The 18,496-nt window shown below is 71.6% G+C and carries 17 protein-coding genes; 5 read left to right on the plus strand and 12 right to left on the minus strand.

The window, feature by feature from the left end:
* Nucleotides 1-3: 3 nt before the first annotated feature.
* Nucleotides 4-414 carry a hypothetical protein gene (locus ACKUB9_RS21790; protein ID WP_407526647.1) on the plus strand — a complete coding sequence of 137 codons (411 nt, stop codon included), beginning with the start codon at nt 4-6 and terminating at the stop codon, nt 412-414.
* 596 nt (nt 415-1,010) lie between these two features.
* Here the strand turns inward: ACKUB9_RS21790 and ACKUB9_RS21795 are convergent.
* Complete coding sequence (locus ACKUB9_RS21795) at nt 1,011-2,519, minus strand: EAL domain-containing protein (protein ID WP_407526644.1); 1,509 nt, start codon at nt 2,517-2,519, stop codon at nt 1,011-1,013.
* A 341-nt stretch (nt 2,520-2,860) separates the two neighbouring features.
* Between ACKUB9_RS21795 and ACKUB9_RS21800 the strand changes: the two genes are divergently transcribed.
* The 3 genes from ACKUB9_RS21800 (at nt 2,861) to ACKUB9_RS21810 (ending at nt 6,000) form a co-directional block, all read left to right on the plus strand.
* Nucleotides 2,861-3,103: a heavy-metal-associated domain-containing protein gene (locus tag ACKUB9_RS21800; RefSeq protein WP_407526641.1), complete on the plus strand. Its 243-nt coding sequence runs from the start codon at nt 2,861-2,863 to the stop codon at nt 3,101-3,103.
* Nucleotides 3,104-3,350: 247 nt separating this feature from the next.
* Complete coding sequence (locus ACKUB9_RS21805) at nt 3,351-5,165, plus strand: sensor histidine kinase (protein WP_407526638.1); 1,815 nt, start codon at nt 3,351-3,353, stop codon at nt 5,163-5,165.
* Between the two features lie 22 nt (nt 5,166-5,187).
* Complete coding sequence (locus ACKUB9_RS21810; RefSeq protein WP_407526635.1) at nt 5,188-6,000, plus strand: peptidoglycan-binding domain-containing protein; 813 nt, start codon at nt 5,188-5,190, stop codon at nt 5,998-6,000.
* 19 nt (nt 6,001-6,019) lie between these two features.
* Here ACKUB9_RS21810 and ACKUB9_RS21815 read toward each other — a convergent pair whose 3' ends face one another.
* The 7 genes from ACKUB9_RS21815 to ACKUB9_RS21845 all read right to left on the minus strand — a co-directional run bounded on the left by ACKUB9_RS21815 (nt 6,020) and on the right by ACKUB9_RS21845 (nt 12,816).
* Nucleotides 6,020-6,811 carry an ABC transporter ATP-binding protein gene (locus ACKUB9_RS21815; RefSeq protein WP_407526632.1) on the minus strand — a complete coding sequence of 264 codons (792 nt, stop codon included), beginning with the start codon at nt 6,809-6,811 and terminating at the stop codon, nt 6,020-6,022.
* A complete protein-coding gene (locus ACKUB9_RS21820; RefSeq protein ID WP_407526629.1) occupies nt 6,808-7,581 on the minus strand; it encodes an ABC transporter permease in 774 nt (257 codons plus the stop codon). Before ACKUB9_RS21820 ends, ACKUB9_RS21815 begins: the two co-directional genes overlap by 4 nt.
* Nucleotides 7,582-7,584: 3 nt before the next feature.
* Nucleotides 7,585-8,520 carry an ABC transporter substrate-binding protein gene (locus ACKUB9_RS21825; protein WP_407526687.1) on the minus strand — a complete coding sequence of 312 codons (936 nt, stop codon included), beginning with the start codon at nt 8,518-8,520 and terminating at the stop codon, nt 7,585-7,587.
* Between the two features lie 122 nt (nt 8,521-8,642).
* Nucleotides 8,643-9,821 carry a sensor histidine kinase gene (locus ACKUB9_RS21830; protein WP_407526626.1) on the minus strand — a complete coding sequence of 393 codons (1,179 nt, stop codon included), beginning with the start codon at nt 9,819-9,821 and terminating at the stop codon, nt 8,643-8,645.
* A 55-nt stretch (nt 9,822-9,876) separates the two neighbouring features.
* Nucleotides 9,877-10,647: an HAD-IA family hydrolase gene (locus ACKUB9_RS21835; protein WP_407526623.1), complete on the minus strand. Its 771-nt coding sequence runs from the start codon at nt 10,645-10,647 to the stop codon at nt 9,877-9,879.
* A gap of 206 nt (nt 10,648-10,853) precedes the next feature.
* Entirely contained in the window at nt 10,854-11,714 is an 861-nt protein-coding gene (locus tag ACKUB9_RS21840; RefSeq protein WP_407526621.1) for a phosphoribulokinase, read from the minus strand.
* A gap of 109 nt (nt 11,715-11,823) precedes the next feature.
* Nucleotides 11,824-12,816 (minus strand): fructose-bisphosphatase, encoded by a 993-nt coding sequence (locus ACKUB9_RS21845; RefSeq protein ID WP_407526618.1) that lies wholly within the window; start codon nt 12,814-12,816, stop codon nt 11,824-11,826.
* Between the two features lie 188 nt (nt 12,817-13,004).
* On the opposite strand from ACKUB9_RS21845, the gene ACKUB9_RS21850 reads away from it, so the two are divergent.
* Nucleotides 13,005-13,961, plus strand: a complete 957-nt coding sequence (locus ACKUB9_RS21850; protein ID WP_407526615.1) for a LysR family transcriptional regulator — start codon at nt 13,005-13,007, stop codon at nt 13,959-13,961.
* An 81-nt stretch (nt 13,962-14,042) separates the two neighbouring features.
* Here ACKUB9_RS21850 and atpC read toward each other — a convergent pair whose 3' ends face one another.
* The 4 genes from atpC to atpA form a co-directional block, all read right to left on the minus strand.
* Nucleotides 14,043-14,444, minus strand: a complete 402-nt coding sequence (gene atpC / locus ACKUB9_RS21855; protein ID WP_407526612.1) for an ATP synthase F1 subunit epsilon — start codon at nt 14,442-14,444, stop codon at nt 14,043-14,045.
* Nucleotides 14,445-14,537: 93 nt separating this feature from the next.
* A complete protein-coding gene (gene atpD, locus ACKUB9_RS21860) occupies nt 14,538-15,992 on the minus strand; it encodes a F0F1 ATP synthase subunit beta (protein WP_407526609.1) in 1,455 nt (484 codons plus the stop codon).
* Between the two features lie 27 nt (nt 15,993-16,019).
* Nucleotides 16,020-16,898: a F0F1 ATP synthase subunit gamma gene (locus ACKUB9_RS21865; RefSeq protein ID WP_407526606.1), complete on the minus strand. Its 879-nt coding sequence runs from the start codon at nt 16,896-16,898 to the stop codon at nt 16,020-16,022.
* A gap of 43 nt (nt 16,899-16,941) precedes the next feature.
* Nucleotides 16,942-18,471, minus strand: a complete 1,530-nt coding sequence (gene atpA / locus ACKUB9_RS21870; RefSeq protein ID WP_407526604.1) for a F0F1 ATP synthase subunit alpha — start codon at nt 18,469-18,471, stop codon at nt 16,942-16,944.
* Nucleotides 18,472-18,496: the final 25 nt, after the last annotated feature.

Raw genomic sequence — 18,496 nt, forward strand, 5'->3', positions numbered from 1 at the left:
GTGATGGAGTACGTCTGCGACGCCCCAGGCGGCACGACCTGGTTCCTGATCGAGACCGAGGCCGAGGCGATCCGGGAATCGGCGCTGATGGGTCACGCGGTCGAAAAGCACTTCCGCCAGGCGAAGGCGCGCGCGAGCGCCGCCTACGTCCCGGCGCCCGGCCCCTTCTTCGAGCAGGAGATCGGCCTCAAGGCGCATCTCCGCCGCACGATGCCCCGGTTCTTCACCCTGCGCGACCCGGAGGGTGAGGGCCTGGCCACCGCGATGGTGCCCTGGCAGGAAGATTCCTGTCCGATCGTCGTGGGTCCGGGCAACCGCGACCCCTACATCGAGCAGGCCGCGGCGATCCGCGCGCTTGCCGCCCATCTCGGCCGCGACCTCGACCGCACGCGCTGCTACCCCTACGGGCGCTAGCGCAACGCCCGATCGCGTTGCGCCACGGTCCACGACCACGTGATGGTGGGGCGGGCGGCCAACACCCCCGCGCTTCTGCCAGCGCTTCTGGCGGATGCCTGACATGGGGGCTGACCCGCACAGGTCGTCTCCGCGGCAATCCCCGCTGTCAATGGACGAGCGCGGGATCCCCTCTCCCGTGCGGGAGAGGGGCAGGGGTGAGGGTCCCGGGAGGGTGCAGCAAGAAGGCGGAACGCTGACCGCTACCAGCACCTCGGTCAGTGTTTGAAGCTGACCCGCTCCGCTCCCCTCACCATCCTCTGCGCCTTACTGCGGCTCCCTCCCGGGACCCTCATCCCTGCCCTTCTCCCGCACGGGAGAAGGGTTCCCCGCGCTTCGTTCGGCATGACAGGGCGCATCGCCGAGAGGCTGCCGCGCGACCGCTTCCTGGACCCTCCTCGATCCGGTCCTGACGGTCGCCGCACGACGGCATGGCCGTGTGCGACGGTCGTGGACCGTGACGGTGCCATCCGGCGCCGCTCCACGTCTTTGATGGGCCGCATGGTCTGCGACGAACCGGCGTCCCCTTCGTCGGACAATGCTCTCGGGGCCGGTCCTCAGACCGCCCGCCGCAAGAAATCCCGAAAAGGCCGGCGCACCGGGGGCGGGTCGTCGGGGGCCGGGTCCGGCGGCGGGGCGGGCGCCTCGGCGTGGCCTGAGAGCACCTCCGGGCGCACGATCCGGGGCGGCGCGAAGGCCGTTCCCTGTGCGAGCGGCAGGTCGAGGTCGATCAGGTCCGGCACGTCGCTCTCGCGGTCGACCCCCTCCGCCACCAGCCGCACGCCGCCCCGCGCAAGGGAGGCGGCCAGATCCTCCACGGCGATGTCGGTGCCGGCGGCGCCCCGGCCGAGCAGCAGGTCGGCCCGCACCTTGGCGTAGGCGACGCCCTGGGCGGCGAGCGCGGGTGCGTCGAAGCGCAGATCGACGCTCCGGTCGAGGGCGAGCGTGACGCGCTCCCGCAAGGCCGCGAGCGCGCTCGTCTGCTCGGCATCGAGCGAGCGCCAGCTGCGCTGCGGCAGAAAAAGGATCAGCCGGCCGGCGAGCTCGGGATGCAGCTCGATGAGCCGGCTCAGCGCCCGCAGGAAGCCGGGTTCGAACAGCGAGGCGGGCGAGAGCGCGTAGGCCACCGCCGCGGCGCTGCCCCGCGCGGCGAGCTGGCGGCTGATCGCGGTCACCCGCGCCAGCATCAGCCGGTCGAGTTCGATCGTCAGGCCGTGCCGCTCCAGGGCCGGCATGAACTCGGCCGGGGTCAGGCGCGTCTCGCCGAGGCTCAGCCGCGCCAGCGCCTCGTAAAAAGCCACCCGGCGCTGGGGCAGGCTCACGATCGGCTGGAGGTGCACCTCCGGCCCGACCTCCGCCAGCGCATCGAGGATCGCCTGCTCGCGGCGCCGGGCGGTTTCTTCGGGTTCGCGCCGCCGGACCTCCGCGGACGGGGCCGGCACCGCCGGTTCGGGCACGAACGGGCGCGGGGCCACGCTCGCCCGCGGCAGGATCGTCGGCGCGGGGGACGGTGCGGCCGGCGGGGGAGGGGACTCGGGGGCGGCCGGGGCAGGGGCCGGCAAGGGGGCAGGGACGGGGGCCAGGACGGGCGCCACCGGGGCGGAGGCGGCCTGCTCCTTCAAGCGTGTCAGTTCGGTGTCCTGCGCCGCCACCGCCACCGCGAGTTCGCGCACGATGCCGCCGAGGAGGCCGATCTCCGCGGTCACCTCGGCCACCTCCTCGGCGAGCCGGTCGGGACGGGGCGGGAGGTTGGACGGGGCCATCCCCGCTGGCGAGGCCTGGGCGGCGCCGCGCTCGACGGCGAGCAGGCGCCGCGACAGCAGGTCGATCTCTCCCGACAGTTTCTCGCCCTGGGCCGCGAGGCGCCGCGCCCGCCGCAGCGCGAAACCCGCCGCGAGGCTCGCCCCGATCGCCCAGGCCAGGGCCAGCCCCGCCACCACGCCGAGCGCCGGGGCCGCCAGGAACGCCACCACCAGGCACAGGCCGCCGCCGAGCAGTGCGGCGAGGCAGAGCGACACCCATCCCGCTGAAGGCCCATCGGCGCGCCGGCCGTTCGTGGGGGCCATGGCGGTACTACTCCCGGAGCGAACACGGGCGCCGGCAGACGACGCTCCCTCGGCACTTGTCGCTCAGGCGCCCGCGGCGATGCAAGACGTCGCCGCGATCCACCCCCGACCTTTTCACGCATTCCCCGGGGCGCCCCGCGCGCCGATTACGACATCCCGGCCTGCGTTCGGCAGTATTGCGGTCCACAAACTCGCAGTGGCCGGGCACGATACTGGACTTGGAGACACGCTAGACGACCGTTTCGGGCCGGCCCTTGCCGATCAGGCGGCGGCGCCCGACATGCCGCTCGCGGCCCGGGCCTCGCGGAATCGCGGCCGGGCAGGCGAGGAGCGAACGGACGATGGCACACCAGGGACAGGTCCCCGCCGGGGAGCGGATCGCGTTGCTGATGCGGGTCGAGGGCATGACCTGCCAGGGCTGCGTGCAGGCGGTGACCCGGGCGGTGCAGCGGCTCGACCCGACCGCCGAGGTCGCGGTCGACCTCGACCAGGGCCGGGTGTCCGTCACCACCGGCGCGCAGGCGCTCGACGTGGCGCAGGCCCTCGGCCGCGCCGGCTACGAGGCCCGCGCCGTCACCGGGTGAGCCACCGGCGGCGCCCGCCGCGTGCGCCGCCGCACCTTCGGCCGGCCCCTTTCTCGGGGCCGGCCCCAATCGGAATGCGGTGGCGGCGGCCCTAACGCCTTGATCGGACGCGGTCTCTCGCGGCCGGCGCGGTGTCCGGACCGGCCGGGCGCGCTCTAACGATCGTTTAAGCCGCCTCTGCGAGGGTCGGGGCTCCGGAGTCGAGGGGCGCACGGGTCCTCGGGATTCCCTGCGCAGGCGTGGCGGTGTGCGTATCAACAATGCCTTTGCGGCCCTGATCGACGCCCGCCTCGCGGGGCTCGTCCACGACTCGGTCACCGAGGAGTCGGGGGAGCGGGCGCGTCACGAGCGGTTCCTGATCTCGCGGCTGGCCACCGGCGCCGTGACCATGGCGCTGCTGCCGCCCTACCTCGTCTGGCGCGGCGTGCCGTCCGGCATCGAGGCGGCGGTGGCGGTCTGCCTCATCCTGCCGGTGGTGGCGGCCTTCCTCCTGTCCCGCACCGGGGGGCTCACGCTCGCCCACGCCATCTCGTCGGCGGCCCTCACCGGGCTCGTGGTCTGCCTCGCCCACCTCACGGGCGGTCCCACTTCGGCGGCGGCGATCTGGCTGGTGATGATTCCCATCGAGGCCCTGATGGCCGGCACGCACCGGGCCGCGATCGTGGCGGCCCTGCTCGCGACGGCGGGCGCGGTGGCGATCGCGCTCCTCGGTCCGGCGCCCGAGCCCGCGCGGCTCGCCTGGCCGGCGGGGCTCGCCATGCCGATCTTCGCCATCACGGCGATCTGCCACGTCCTCTCGCTCGCCATCGAGTACCGGCGCCGGGAGGGCTCGCTCAGCGACCGCCTGCGGGCGGCCTCGGCCCGCAACGCCCTCCTGCTCGACGTGGTCGACGACCTCGTGACGTGGCACGACCGCAGCGGCAGCGTGCTGCAGGCGAGCGGCGGCTCGGTCCGGCTCATGGGCGCCGCGCCTCCCGCGCTCCAGGGGCGCGGCCTGCTCGCCCGCGTCCACGTCTCGGACCGTCCGGCCTTCCTCAAGGCGCTCAACGATGCCGGCGGGCGCGACCTGCCGGTCACGGTGCAGTTCCGCCTCCACGTCGAGGCCCGCGGGCCCGACCAGCCCGCCCGGGTGATCTGGGCCGAGATGCGCGCCCACCGCGTCCCGGCGGGCGCGGGCGCCGCCGGGCAGGCGGCGGTGGTGGCGGTGACGCGCGACGTCTCCGAGCACCAGCGCCACGCCGAGGAACTCGACCACGCCCGGGCGCGGGCCGAGCGCGCCGACGAGATCAAGAGCCGCTTCCTCGCGGTCGTCAGCCACGAGCTGCGCACCCCCCTCAACGCGATCATCGGCTTTTCCGAGATGCTCTCGGCCGAGGCCAAGCTGACCCTGCCGCCGGAGCGCCAGCACGAATACGCGGCGATCATCCACGGCTCCGGCCGGCACCTGCTGGAGGTCGTGAACGCCCTCCTCGACCTGTCGAAGATCCAGAGCGGCAGCTTCGACCTCGCCCCCGAGCCCTTCGACCTCGGCACGGTGGTGCACGGCTGCTGCGACCTGATGCAGCTGCGGGCCGACCAGGCCGGGATCGAGATCGTGCGCGAGGTGCCCCGCGACCTGCCGGACCTGACGGCCGACCCGCGCGCCTGCCGCCAGATGCTCATCAACCTCCTGTCCAACGCCGTGAAGTTCACGCCCCGCGGCGGGCGCATCACGGTCTCGGTGCGGCGGACGTTCGACCGCATCGAACTGGGGGTGGCCGACACGGGCATCGGCATCGCGGAGGCGGACCTGCCGCGCCTCGGCGACCCGTTCTTCCAGGCGGGCTCGGCGGCGACCTACGCGCGGATGCACGAGGGCACCGGGCTCGGCCTGTCGGTGGTGCGCGGCCTCGTGGGCCTGCACAACGGCGAGATGACGCTCGAGAGCGCCCCCGCCCGCGGCACCCGCGTCGTGCTCGCCCTGCCGATCGACGGCCGCCTCGGACACCGGCCGGGCGAGCCGGTCCCGATCCGCACCGCGCCGCTGCCCGAATCCGGCCTGCCGCTGCTGCGCGCGGGCTGACGTGTCCGCCCGAGGAGATCCGATGTCCGAGGCGCCCGCCCGGCCCAGCGACCCCAACCTGACGATCACGCCCGAGGCCCGGCCCGCGCCGCGCCCCCGGTCGGCGTCGGGCGCGTCCCGGCGCGCGCCCGCCCCGCGGGCTCCTGGCCCCCGCGCGCCGGCGCCGTCGCGCAGCGTCCTGCGCCTGCAGGAGGGCGTGGCCCAGGTGCTGCGCCGGCCCGCCTGGGTGGTCGGGGGCATCGTCGGGCTCGCCGCGATCTCGGCGGTGGCCGTCAATGCCCTGAATTCCCAGAAGGGCCGGCATCCCGCGCCGCTCTTCGCCAAACATGATCCGGCCAAGCAGGACTCCGGCAAGTCCGGCTCGGGCCGGCCCGAGGCCTCCCCGGCCGAAGCGCGGCAGGCCCGGCCGGCCAGACCTACCGACAAGCCCGCCGAGACGCCGCGCGACGCGATCGCCGAGGTGATCCGGGGCGAGACCCCGACCACCGCCCAGACCACCGCGTCGCTGGCCCCGCGCGAGCCCGCCCGGGCCGCGGCCCAGAAGGCGCTGGCGGTCGTGCCGCCCTCGCGGCCAAAATCCCTGCCCGCCGCGCCGCCGGCCACTGCCTCGGCCAAGGCCGCCGCGCCCGCCAGCGATCCGCAGATCGCCTTCGCCCAGCGGGCGCTGGTGAAGCTCGGCTACGGGCCGCTCGCGATCGATGGGCTGCTCGGGCCGACGACGCGGGCGGCCCTGGCGCGCTTCGAGCGCGAGCGCAGCCTGCCCGGTCCGGCCCAGGTGCCGGTCCGGACCCTGAACGAACTCGCCAGCCGCTCGGGACTCAAGCCGGAGCGGTGATGACGCCCGCTCGGTCCGCTCACTGCTCCCGGGCGGCGAGCACCGCCTCGCTGCGGATCTCTTCCGTCAGGCGGGCCTTGAGCTGCGAGAATTCGGGGCTGGTCTTCACCGTGTAGTGGCGCGGATGGTCGAGGTCGACCGGCAGGTCGGCCTTGATGCGCCCGGGCCGGGCCGTCATCACCACCACCCGCGAGGCCATGAACACCGCCTCCTCGATGTCGTGGGTGACGAAGATCACGGTCTTGCGGTCGCGCTCCCAGATGCCGAGCAGCAATTCCTGCATCAGGCCCCGGGTCTGGTTGTCGAGCGCGCCGAAGGGCTCGTCGAGGAGCAGGATGGCCGGGTCGTTGGCGAGCGCCCGGGCGATCGCCGTGCGCTGCTGCATCCCGCCCGAGAGCTGCTTGGGATAATGCCCCTCGAAGCCGGAGAGCCCCACCGTGTCGATGTAGGCCGCGACGATCTCGCGCCGCTGCGCGGCCGGCACGCCGCGCTCGCGCAGGCCGAAGGCGATGTTCTCCGCCACCGTGAGCCACGGAAACAGGGTGTAGGACTGGAAGACCATGCCCCGGTCGGGCCCCGCCCGGCGCACCTCGCGCCCGCCCACCAGCACCCGGCCGTGCGTCGGGCGGTCGAGCCCCGCCACGATGCGCAGCAGCGTGGACTTGCCGCAGCCGGACGGCCCCAGGATGGTGATGAAGTCGTTCTGCGCCACCGTGAGGTCGGTGGGGGCCAGCGCCTGCACCGGCCCGCGCCGGCCCACGCCCGGAAACTCCCGCGCGACGCCCTCGATGGAGACGGCGGGGGCGCTCACGCGAGCTTCCAGCGAAACAGCATCCGGTTCGCCCCCTTGAACAGGAAGTCCGAGACGAGGCCGATCAGCCCGATGACGATGATGCCGAAGATGATCTGCCCGGTGGCGAGCAGCGCCTGGCTCTCGATGATCATGTGGCCGATGCCCGACGAGGAGCCGATCAGCTCGGCCACGATGACGTAGGTCCAGGCCCAGCCGAGCACGAGGCGCAGGATCTCGGCGATGTCGGGGGCGGTGGCGGGGATCAGGACCCGGCGGATGATGCCGGAATCGCTGGCGCCGAGCGTGTAGGCGGCCTCCACGAGGTCGCGCCGCACCTGCCCCACGGCCACCGCCACCATCAGGATGATCTGGAACACCGAGCCGATGAAGATCACGAGGAGCTTCTGCGTCTCGCCGATGCCCGCCCACAGGATCAGCAGCGGCACGAAGGCCGAGGCCGGCAGGTAGCGGGCGAAGGACACGAAGGGCTCGAAGAACGCCTCGACCGGCTTGTAGGCGCCCATCACGATGCCGAGCGGCACCGCCACCGCGGCGGCCAGGACGAAGCCGCCCATCACCCGCCAGACGGTCATGCCGATGTCGTGCAGGAAGTCGAACCGCGTCAGCAGCAGCCAGCCGTCCTGCAGCATGGCCAGCGGGCTGGCCAGGAAGGTCGCGGGCACGAAGCCGCCGAAGGTCGCGACGCTCCAGGCCAGGAGAAAAAGGACGAAGAAGCCGATGCCGAGGACGATGCGGGCGCCTTGCCCGACCGGCTGGAGCGGGCGCACGGGCTACTGCACGTAGCGGCTGTCGAACAGGGTCTCGATCTCAGGCTTCTGCTTGATCACCCCGATCTCCAGGAGCAGGTCGGCGGCCTCGTTCGAGAACTTTTGGATCTCGCCGGAGAAGAAGGCCTTGTTGGCGGCGCGGTCCTGCCAGCGCAGGAACTTGGCGGAGTTGCCGAACGCCTCACCCGTCTGCTTGACGTCCGCGCCCATGGTCTCGAAGGATTTGGCCTGATCCTTGGCGATGAGGTCGAGCGCCTCGAAGTAGCTGTCGGCCAGGGCTTGGCCGGCCTTCGGGTTCTGCGCCAGGAACTCCGGCGTGCAGCCGAACGTGTCCATGATCATCGGGTAGTCGAGAGTGGTGGCGATGATCTTGCCCGACTGGGGCGCGGCACGGACCGAGGAGAGATAGGGCTCGTAGGTCATCGCGGCGTCGTTCTGGCCGGCGATGAAGGCCTGCGCGGCCGGGCCGGGTTCGAGGTTGACGACCTTCACGTCCTTGAGGGAGAGGCCGTTCTGCTTGAGCATCCAGGCCAGGGTGAAGTAGGGCGCGGTGCCCGGCACCGAGGCCGCCACGGTCTTGCCCTTGAGATCCTTGATCGCCGCGACGTCGTTGCGCACGGCCATGCCGTCGGCGCCGTAGGACTTGTCGAGCTGGAAGATCTGCTTCGTCGGCACGCCGTTGGCGTTCCACACCACCCAGGTCTCCACCGTGGTGGCGGCGCATTGCACGTCGCCCGACCGGATCGCGAGGTGGCGGCTCGCCTGCGGGATCTTCTTGATGGTGACGTCGAGGCCGTTCTTCTTGAAGATCCCGGCTTCCTTGGCCAGCGTCAGCGGCGCGAAGCCGGTCCAGCCGCTCATGCCGATGGTGACCTTGGTCTCCTGCGCCGCGGCCCCCTGCACGACACCCGTGGCCGCCAGCGCCGAGGCGAGGCACATCCCGATCGCAGCCGCTCTCATCACGTGTCCCCGCCGCTGTCCCGAACCGCCCTTTTCGTAACGGCGACGCGTGATGTTGTATAGACATATCGGCGGGCAGGCTGCCTCTCCCTGAGGCAGTCTCAGCCCAGCGGCATCTCCAGCACGAAGCGCGCGCCCGGGTTGTTCGCCTCCGCGAAGAGGCGCCCGTCGAGCTGGCGGGTGAGGTTGTGGATGATCTTGAGCCCGAGGCTGCGCTGGCGGGCATGGATGTCGAAGCCCGGCGGCAGGCCGACGCCCTCGTCCGAGACGTCGACGCGCAGGCGGTCGCCGCGCACCGCCACCGCGACGCGCACCGGGCCGGTGCCCGCCGGGTAGGCGTACTTGACCGCGTTGGTGACGAGTTCGTTCACCATCAGGCCGATCGGGATCGCCTGATCGGCCGCGATCACCCGGGCATCCGCCTCGCAGTGCAGGGCGTGGCCGGGGGCGGCCTCCTGCAGCCGGCCGACGAGTTCGCGCACGAAATCCGAGACCTCGACCGTGCTGACGTGCAGGCCGCGCCAGAGATGGTCGTGGACCTGCGCCACGGTGGCGATGCGGGCGCCCGCATCCTCCAGGGCGTAGCGCACCTCGTGGGAATGGGCGTCGCGGGCCTGGAGGCGCAGGAGGCCGGCCACCACGCCGAGGCTGTTCTTCACCCGGTGGCTCATCTCGCGGGCGAGCAGCGCCTGATGGTCGAGGGCGTCCCGCAGGCGCTGGTCCGCGAGCTGGCGCTCGACCGCGAGGCCGATCAGCGCCGCCATGCCGGCGAGGAAATCCTGATCGGCCCGGTCGAAGCCGGGATCGGCGCGCCCGCAGACCTCCAGCACGCCGTAGGCCCGGCGGCCCTCTTCGCCGAGCACGATCGGCACGTTGACCGCGTGGCGGATGCCGGCCTGCGCGAAGGGGTCGGGCAGGCGGAAGCGGGGCGAGTCGGAGAGTGCGTTGGCCAGCACGCCCGCCCCGGTGCGGAAGGCGTAGGCCGCGGGCGCCGCCTCGTCGCCGGCCGGGTAGGCGCTGCCCACCGTGCCCTCCGGCCAGCCGGTGGCGGCGCGAATCAGGAAGCTGTGCTCCTGGGGGCGGTATTCGAGGATCTGGCTGCACGGCGCGCCCAGGCCCTCGGCGCAGACATCGGCCGCGCGCTGGAGCAGGCCGTCGAGGTCGCGGCTCTGCAGCGCCAAGCGGGCGAACGCGCCGAGCAGCCCCTGCTGCCGGAGGCGATAGGGCAACTCGGCCCGTCCGGCCTCCGCCAGCTCCCGATTCGGCACCTCGCTCGACATCGTCAGGGCACCCGCGGCACCGATGCGTCCCGCACCGGACGATACGTCATGACTCTTACGCCATCCCGACCGCAGGACAAGCGGCCGCCTGCCGGGCATGCCAGTCCCGCAGGGCCGACAGGGAGACGTGGCCGCCCGGCCAGGGCGCGCCCGCGATCAGCCGATGCGGCGCATCCGGCTCGCCGAGGTCGGAGATCACCGCCTGCGCCTCGCCGAGATCGTCGTCCGGCAGCGCCCGGCTCGGCGTCGCCACGACGCTCAGGCCCGCACTGCGCGCCGCCCGGATGCCGTTGAGCGAATCCTCGAACGCCACCGCCTCGTCGGCCGCGACCCCGAGCCCGTCGAGGGCGAGCGCGTAGACGGCCGGGGAAGGCTTCTTCTCCGCCACCGCATCGCCCGCCGCGACCACGTCGAAGCCGCCCTCCGGGAGCAGGCGGTCGAGCAGGGCCGCCACGTTGTCGGGGTGGCTGGTGGTGGCGACGGCCAGCCGCAGGCCCGCCGCCCGCGCCTCCGCGATCAGGCGCAGCACCCCCGGGCGCGGCGCGAGCCGGTCCGAGGCGAGGAGCGAGACGTAGGCGCGGGTCTTGGCCGCGTAGATCTCGGGCACGCGCGGCGCGAGGCGGGCCGCCTCCGCGGGCCGGTGATGCGCGAGGTAGTGCAGCAGCCGCTCGCGCCCGCCCGTGACCTGCAGGAGGTCGCCGTAGAGAGCTTCGTCCCACGACCATGCCAGCCCGGCCTCGGCGAAGGCGGCGTTGAAGGCCGCGCGGTGGACGGGCTCCGTCTCGGCGAGCGTGCCGTCCACGTCGAAGATCAAGGCCTTGAGCACGGGCGAGGCTTCCGGTTCGGACCTTAGCAGAATTGCCCCAGGCAATTCTGCTAAGGCTTTTGATATTGCATCATTTTCATCGCCGAACCGGTGACCACTTCGGCGAATGATGCTTTGGTCTATAGCGCGGCGGCGTCCGCAAGGGGAGCCGGCAACCGAGCGCCTCAGCCCGGGCCGCGATCACGAAACGGTTGCCGGGGGCCGCCTCACAGCAGCCGGCGGCGGCGCTCCACGAGCTGCAGGATCATCGGGGTCAGGATGAGCTGCATCGCGAGGTCGAGCTTGCCGCCCGGGATGACCACGGAATTCGCCCGGGACATGAAGCTGCCGGCGATCATCGAGATCAGGTAGGGGAAGTCGATGCCCTTCGGATCGCGGAAGCGGATCACCACCATCGATTCGTCGGCGGTGGGGATCCAGCGGGCGATGAAGGGGTTCGAGGTGTCGACCGTCGGGATGCGCTGGAAGTTGATGTCCGTGTTGGTGAATTGCGGGCAGATGGTGGTCACGTAGTCGGGCATGCGGCGCAGGATCACGTCGGTCACGGCCTCGGTGGAATAGCCGCGCGTCGCCCGGTCCCGGTGCAGCTTCTGGATCCATTCGAGGTTGATCACCGGCACGACGCCGATCTTGAGGTCGGCGTACTGCGCGATGTTGATGCGCTCGTTGGCGAGCGCGCCGTGCAGGCCCTCGTAGAACAGCAGGTCGGAGCCCTCGGAAAAATCCTCCCAGGCCGAGAAGGTGCCCGGGGCGCCGCCCCAGCGATCGGAATCGTTGCGGTCGTGGATGTAGTGGCGGGTGCGGCCGCGGCCGGATTCGGCGTAGGTGCGGAAGACCGCTTCCAGCTCCGGCAGCAGGTTCGCCCGCTCGCCGAAATGGCTCAGCGTCGGCTCGGCGGCCATCGCCTTGCGCATGGCGGCGCGGTCGAGGGCATGGAACGCATCGCCCTCGATGTAGACCGCCGTCACGCTCTCGCGGCGGAAGATCTGCTCGAAGGTGTTGCGCACCGAGGTGGTGCCGGCTCCCGAGGAGCCCGTCACCGAGATGATCGGGTGGAGGGCGGACATCGCGCGGCCGGTTCCGTGACTGCTTCCTGCCCCTCATGGATGCCGCGCCGCGGCGCAAAAGGCGACCAACCCAAAGGCCCAAGGGATCCGGCCCAAAGGCTCCCGGATCTCAGGCCCGCAGCAAGCCCCGCTGGCCGAAGAGCGGCGAGCGCCCCGCGCTGTGGCGCCGCCCGTCATGATACTTGCCCACGCAGGCGACCTCCTCGGCCGAGCCGAACACGAAGGGCGTGCACTGGTGCGGGTCGAGCACCGGCAGGTCGAGGATCGGGGCGTCGCGCCCGTCCGTCGCGGCGCCGCCAGCGGCCTCGATCACGAGCGCAACCGCCTGCGCCTCGTGCAGCAGCAGGGTCGGGCCGTTCGTCCCGCCGCGCCGGGTCTCGCCGGGGCTCAGGTGGACGCCACCCTGGGCGAGCACGCGCTGCGCGCCGGCGGCGAGGGAGGCGCACCAGCTCATCGTGAAATCCTGGCCCCGCGGCCCCTCCGCGCCGCGCAGGCAATCGTCCACGAAGGCGCGCATCGGCGCCTCCCAGAACCGCGCCTGGGCGGCGTCGACCGCGTAGCGGGGGCTGGTCAGCGGAATCGTCACCGCCTCGCGGCTGAGCCGAAACTCGCCCTCGGCGGGGTCCAGGGTGAAGACCCGGGTCCGGCCGCCGAGCGCGAGCGCGAATTCGGTGCGGGGGCCGTAGGTGACGACGCCCGCCGCGACCTGGGCGCGCCCAGGGCACGAGAAGGCGTCCGGGCCGGCCGGACGCAGCGAGACGATGCTGCCCGCCGGCATGTTGCCTGCGAGGTTGGCCGCGCCGTCGAGGGCCGAGACGGCGGCGGCGATGGGGGCGGAGGGGTCGAGCGCCTCGGGGGCCGCGCCGCGCTGCGCCAGCGCCGCGACGGAAGCCTCGCGGAGCGCCCGGGCGAAGCCCGCCGCGACCATGCCGGGAAGATCCTGGGGGGAGGAGCCGCCGGCGCCGTTCGGCGTGACGCGGGCGAGGAGAGCGCCGGTCTCGGCGGCGGCCCGGGCGAGCGCCGTGATGACGCCGGCCACCGCACGGTCGACGGTCGCCTCGTCCTCCCCGAGGCAGGCGGCGAGGCGTGAGCCGACCATCATCGCGCCGTCCCCTTTTCGCTTCTGGCGACGCTGAACCGCGCCCACGACGAGTCGCGGCCCGCCGGGACGAACCGCGCCTAAGGTCACCTTGACGCGACTATGCGGTGCAATCATGCACGGAGCAAATCTGAAAAAACTTGCGTGCGCCTTCAGAAAAACTGAGCATGCGGCCAACGTGGCAGGATTGTATGCGGAACCTCTCGCTCAAGCAGCTTCAGGCGGTGGCCTCCATCGCGCGGCTCGGCACGATGACCCGGGCGGCCCAGGAGCTGAACGTGACGCCCGCGGCGCTCACGGCGCGCATCAAGGCGCTTGAGGACGAGGCCGGCCTGCTGCTGTTCGACCGCACCAGCGCGGGGCTGAAGCCCACGGATGCCGGGCGCGAGATGCTGTGGGCGATCGACAGCATCAACACGGTGCTGGAGACTTGTTCGGAGCGCCTGAAGGCCCTGCGGGGCGGCAGCGGCGGGCGCGTGTCGATCGGCGTCGTGTCGACCGCGAAGTACTTCGCGCCCCAGATCATCAGCGGCTTCGTGCACTCCCACCCCTCGGTCGAGATCGACCTCGTGGTGGGCAACCGCGGCGCCACGCTCGAATCCGTCCGCGACTACAAGGTCGATCTCGCGATCATGGGCCGGCCGCCGCGGGATTTCCCGATCTCGGCCGAGTCGTTCGGCCCGCACCCGCTGGTGGTGATCGCCGCGCCCGGCCACCGCTTCGCCGGCCGGGTCGGGCTGACCAAGCGCGAACTCGCCGAAGAACCCTTTCTGGTACGGGAATACGGCTCGGGCACCCGCACGGTGTTCGAGGAGTTCATGACCGGCGTGATGATCAAGCGCGCCCGGCTCGGCATCGACAGCGGCTCGAACGAGACCATCAAGCAGACCGTGATGGCGGGCCTCGGGGTGGCGCTGATCTCCGGCCACACCGTCGCGGCGGAGGTGGCGAGCCGCCGGCTCGTCCTTCTCGACGTCGAGGGCCTGCCGATCCGCCGCGAGTGGTTCGTGGTCCGCCGGGCCGACAAGGTGCTGTCGCCGGCCGCCCGCTCCTTCTGGGACTACGTCGTCAAGGAGGGGGCGTCCTGGCTGCCGACGCTGCCGCTGCGGCCCCCGGGCGCGCCGAGCGGCCAGACCGCGGCGGCCTGATCGGGCCACGAAAAACCCCTCGTCCCGGGAGCGGGCGAGGGGTTTTGCTCTAGGTCGGCGATGGCGCCTTCGTGGGGCGGGTCAGAACTTCAGCGCCTCCTTCGACTCGCGCAGCTGCGCGATCGAGGCGTCGATCTCCTGGCGCTTGTCGAGGTCGTCGGTGGCGTCGCGCAGCGTCTCGGCCGCCGCGATCTCGCGGTCGATGATCTCGGGCGTCAGCTCCTCGATGGGGCTCGCACGCTCGGCGATCACCGTGAGGGCGGTGGCGTTGATCTCCGCGAAGCCGCCGCGCACCAGCACGCGCTTGCCGTGCTGGGGACCCTCGGTGATGACCAGCACGCCGGTCTTGAGTGTGGTGAGCACCGGGGCGTGGCCGGGCAGCACCGTCATCTCGCCCTCGGAGCCCGGGAGCTGCACGGCATCGACGGGACCCGAGTAGAGAACCCGCTCGGGGCCGACGAGGTCGAACTGGAAGGTGGCCATGACGAAGGATCGATCCCGGTTGCAGACGTGAGGCCGCGGGGCCGCTCGGCCCCGCAGTCAGGATCCTGGCGCGGCGCGGCCGCGCCGGCGGGGTTACGCCGCGGCGAGACGCTGCGCCTTCTCCACCGCCTCCTCGATGGTGCCGACCATGTAGAAGGCCGCCTCCGGGAGGTGGTCGAACTCGCCCTCGACCAGGCCCTTGAAGCCCTTGATCGTGTCTTCGAGCGCCACGAGCTTGCCGGGCGAGCCGGTGAAGACCTCGGCCACGTGGAAGGGCTGGCTGAGGAAGCGCTCGATCTTGCGGGCGCGCGCCACCGTCAGCTTGTCCTCTTCCGACAGCTCGTCCATGCCCAGGATGGCGATGATGTCCTGGAGCGCCTTGTAGCGCTGCAGCACCTGCTGGACGCGGCGGGCGACATTGTAGTGCTCCTCGCCCAGGATGGTCGGCGAGAGCATGCGCGAGGTCGAGTCGAGCGGGTCCACCGCCGGGTAGATGCCCTTCTCGGCGATCGATCGCGACAGCACGGTCGTGGCGTCGAGGTGGGCGAAGGAGGTGGCGGGCGCCGGGTCGGTCAGGTCGTCGGCCGGCACGTAGATCGCCTGCACCGAGGTGATCGAGCCCTTGGTGGTGGTGGTGATGCGCTCCTGCAGCGCGCCCATGTCGGTGGCGAGCGTCGGCTGGTAGCCCACGGCGCTCGGAATGCGGCCGAGCAGCGCCGACACCTCGGAGCCCGCCTGCGTGAAGCGGAAGATGTTGTCCACGAAGAAGAGCACGTCCTGGCCCTCATCGCGAAAATGCTCGGCGACGGTGAGGCCGGTGAGCGCGACCCGGGCGCGGGCGCCCGGGGGCTCGTTCATCTGGCCGTACACCAGGGCGCACTTGGAGCCGTCGGCCGAGCCGTGCTCCTTCGGGTCCATGTTGACCTTGGACTCGATCATCTCGTGGTAGAGGTCGTTGCCCTCGCGGGTGCGCTCACCCACGCCGGCGAAGACCGAATAACCACTGTGGGCCTTCGCGATGTTGTTGATCAGCTCCATGATCAGCACGGTCTTGCCGACGCCCGCGCCGCCGAAGAGGCCGATCTTGCCGCCCTTGGCGTAGGGAGCGAGCAGGTCCACCACCTTGATGCCGGTGACGAGGATCTGCGCCTCGGTGGATTGCTCGGCGTAGGTCGGGGCCGGCTGGTGGATGGCGCGGAAGCTGTCCGCCTTGATCTCGCCCGCCTCGTCGATCGGCTCGCCGATCACGTTCATGATGCGGCCGAGCGTGTTGGCGCCCACCGGCACCCGGATCGGCGCGCCGGTGTTGGTGACCTCCTGGCCGCGCACGAGGCCCTCGGAGGTGTCCATCGCGATGCAGCGCACGGTATTCTCGCCGAGCTGCATGGCGACTTCGAGCACGAGGCGGTTGCCCTGGTTCGAAGTCTCCAGCGCGTTCAGGATCTCGGGCAGGTGGCCCTCGAACTGCACGTCCACGACCGCGCCGATGACCTGGGTGATGTGGCCGACCTTGTTGGAGCCGGCGCCGGGGGTAGCGGTGTTCGCCATCGTCTGTTTATCCCTGAATGAGTGCGGTCAGAGCGCCTCGGCGCCGGAGATGATCTCGATCAGCTCCTTGGTGATCATGGCCTGGCGGGTCCGGTTGTAGATCAAGGTCTGCTTCTTGATCATCTCGCCGGCGTTGCGCGTGGCGCTGTCCATGGCGCTCATGCGCGCGCCCTGCTCGGAGGCGGCGTTCTCCAGGAGCGCGCGGAGGATCTGGACGGTGAGGTTCTTGGGCAGCAGCGCGGCCAGGATCTCGCCCTCGCCCGGCTCGTAATCGTAGACCGCGTCGGTCTGCACGGCCTCGCTCGCCGGCACGATCTCGGCCGGGATGATCTGCTGGGCGGTGGGGATCTGGGCGATCACCGAGCGGAAGCGCGAGTAGTACAGCGTCGCGATGTCGAACTCGCCCGCCTCGAAGCGGCGGAGCAGGTTCTCGGCGATGGCCTCGGCGTTCTCGAAGCCGAGCTGGCGCACGCCGCGCAGCTCGATCAGCTCCACGATCTGCTCGCGGAACTCGCGGCGCAGGATGTCGTAGCCCTTCTTGCCGACGCAGATGATCTTGACCGTCTTGCCCTCGGCGAGGAGGCGCCGGGCGTGATCGCGCGCGAGGCGCGCGATCGAGGAGTTGAACGCCCCGCACAGGCCGCGCTCGGCCGTGCAGACGAGGAGCAGGTGCACCCGGTCCTGGCCGGTGCCCGACAGGAGCCGGGGCGTCTCCGCCCCGGCGGTCAGGTTGCTGGCGAGGTTGCCGAGAACGGCGGCCATGCGCTCGGCGTAGGGACGGGCGTTCTCCGCCGCGTTCTGCGCGCGACGCAGCTTGGCCGCGGCGACCATCTGCATCGCCTTGGTGATCTTCTGCGTCGCCTTCACCGAAGCGATGCGGTTGCGCAGGTCCTTCAGACTCGGCATCGGCTGTCCCTTGGGGTGTCCCTCGTGAGGCTCGCGCCGGGGCTTACTGGAACGACTTGGCGTAGGACTCGACCACGCCCTTGAGCTTGGCGGCCGAATCGTCGCTGAGGTCCTTGGAGGAGCGGATCGCCTCCAAGAGGTCGGCGTGCTTGCCGCGCAGCAGCGACAGGAGCCCGTCCTCGAAGGCCCGCACCCGGTTGACCGGGATCGGGTCGAGGTAGCCGTTCACGCCCGCGTAGATCACCGCGACCTGCTCTTCCATCTTCAGCGGCGAGAATTGCGGCTGCTTCAGGAGTTCGGTCAGGCGCGAGCCGCGGTTGAGCAGGCGCTGCGTCGCCGCGTCGAGGTCGGAGCCGAACTGCGCGAAGGCCGCCATCTCGCGGTACTGGGCCAGCTCGCCCTTGATCTTGCCGGCGACCTTCTTCATCGCCTTGGTCTGGGCGGCCGAGCCGACGCGCGACACCGAGAGGCCGACGTTCACCGCCGGGCGCACGCCCTGGTAGAACAGGTCGGTCTCAAGGAAGATCTGGCCGTCGGTGATCGAGATGACGTTGGTCGGGATGTAGGCCGAGACGTCGTTGGCCTGGGTCTCGATGACCGGCAGCGCGGTGAGCGAGCCGGCGCCCGCGGCGTCGCCCATCTTGGCGGCGCGCTCCAGCAGGCGGGAGTGCAGGTAGAACACGTCGCCCGGATAGGCCTCGCGGCCCGGCGGGCGGCGCAGCAGCAGCGACATCTGGCGGTAGGCGACGGCCTGCTTCGACAGGTCGTCGTAGATGATCACGGCGTGCATGCCGTTGTCGCGGAAGAACTCGCCCATGGCGCAGCCCGAGAAGGGCGCCAGGAACTGCATCGGCGCCGCGTCCGAGGCGGTGGCGGCGATCACGATCGAGTAGTCGAGCGCGCCGTTGTCCTCCAGCACCTTCACGAACTGGGCCACCGTCGAGCGCTTCTGGCCCACCGCGACGTAGACGCAGTAGAGCTTGGCCTTCTCGTCGCTGCCCTCGTGGGCCGGCTTCTGGTTGAGGATGGTGTCGAGCGCGATGGCGGTCTTGCCGGTCTGGCGGTCGCCGATGATCAGCTCGCGCTGGCCGCGGCCGATCGGGATCAGCGCGTCCACCGACTTCAGGCCCGTGGCCATCGGCTCGTGCACGGACTTGCGCGGGATGATGCCCGGGGCCTTCACGTCGACGCGGCGGCGCTCGGTCGACTGGATCGGGCCCTTGCCGTCGATCGGGTTGCCGAGGGCGTCGACGACGCGGCCGAGCAGGCCCTTGCCGACCGGCACGTCCACGATGGCGCCGGTGCGCTTGACGGTCTGGCCTTCCTTGATCTCGCGGTCGGAGCCGAAGATCACGACGCCGACGTTGTCCTGTTCGAGGTTGAGGGCCATGCCGCGCACGCCCGACTCGAACTCCACCATCTCGCCGGCCTGGACGTTGTCGAGGCCGTAGACGCGGGCGATGCCGTCGCCGACGGAGAGCACCTGACCGACCTCGGTGACCTCGGCCTCCTGGCCGAAGTTCTTGATCTGCTCCTTCAGGATCGCGGAGATCTCAGCGGCACGGATGTCCATCGTCGGACCTTCTCTCGTTCGGGTT

Source organism: Methylobacterium oryzisoli, from assembly GCF_046557895.1.
GTDB lineage: Bacteria > Pseudomonadota > Alphaproteobacteria > Rhizobiales > Beijerinckiaceae > Methylobacterium > Methylobacterium oryzisoli.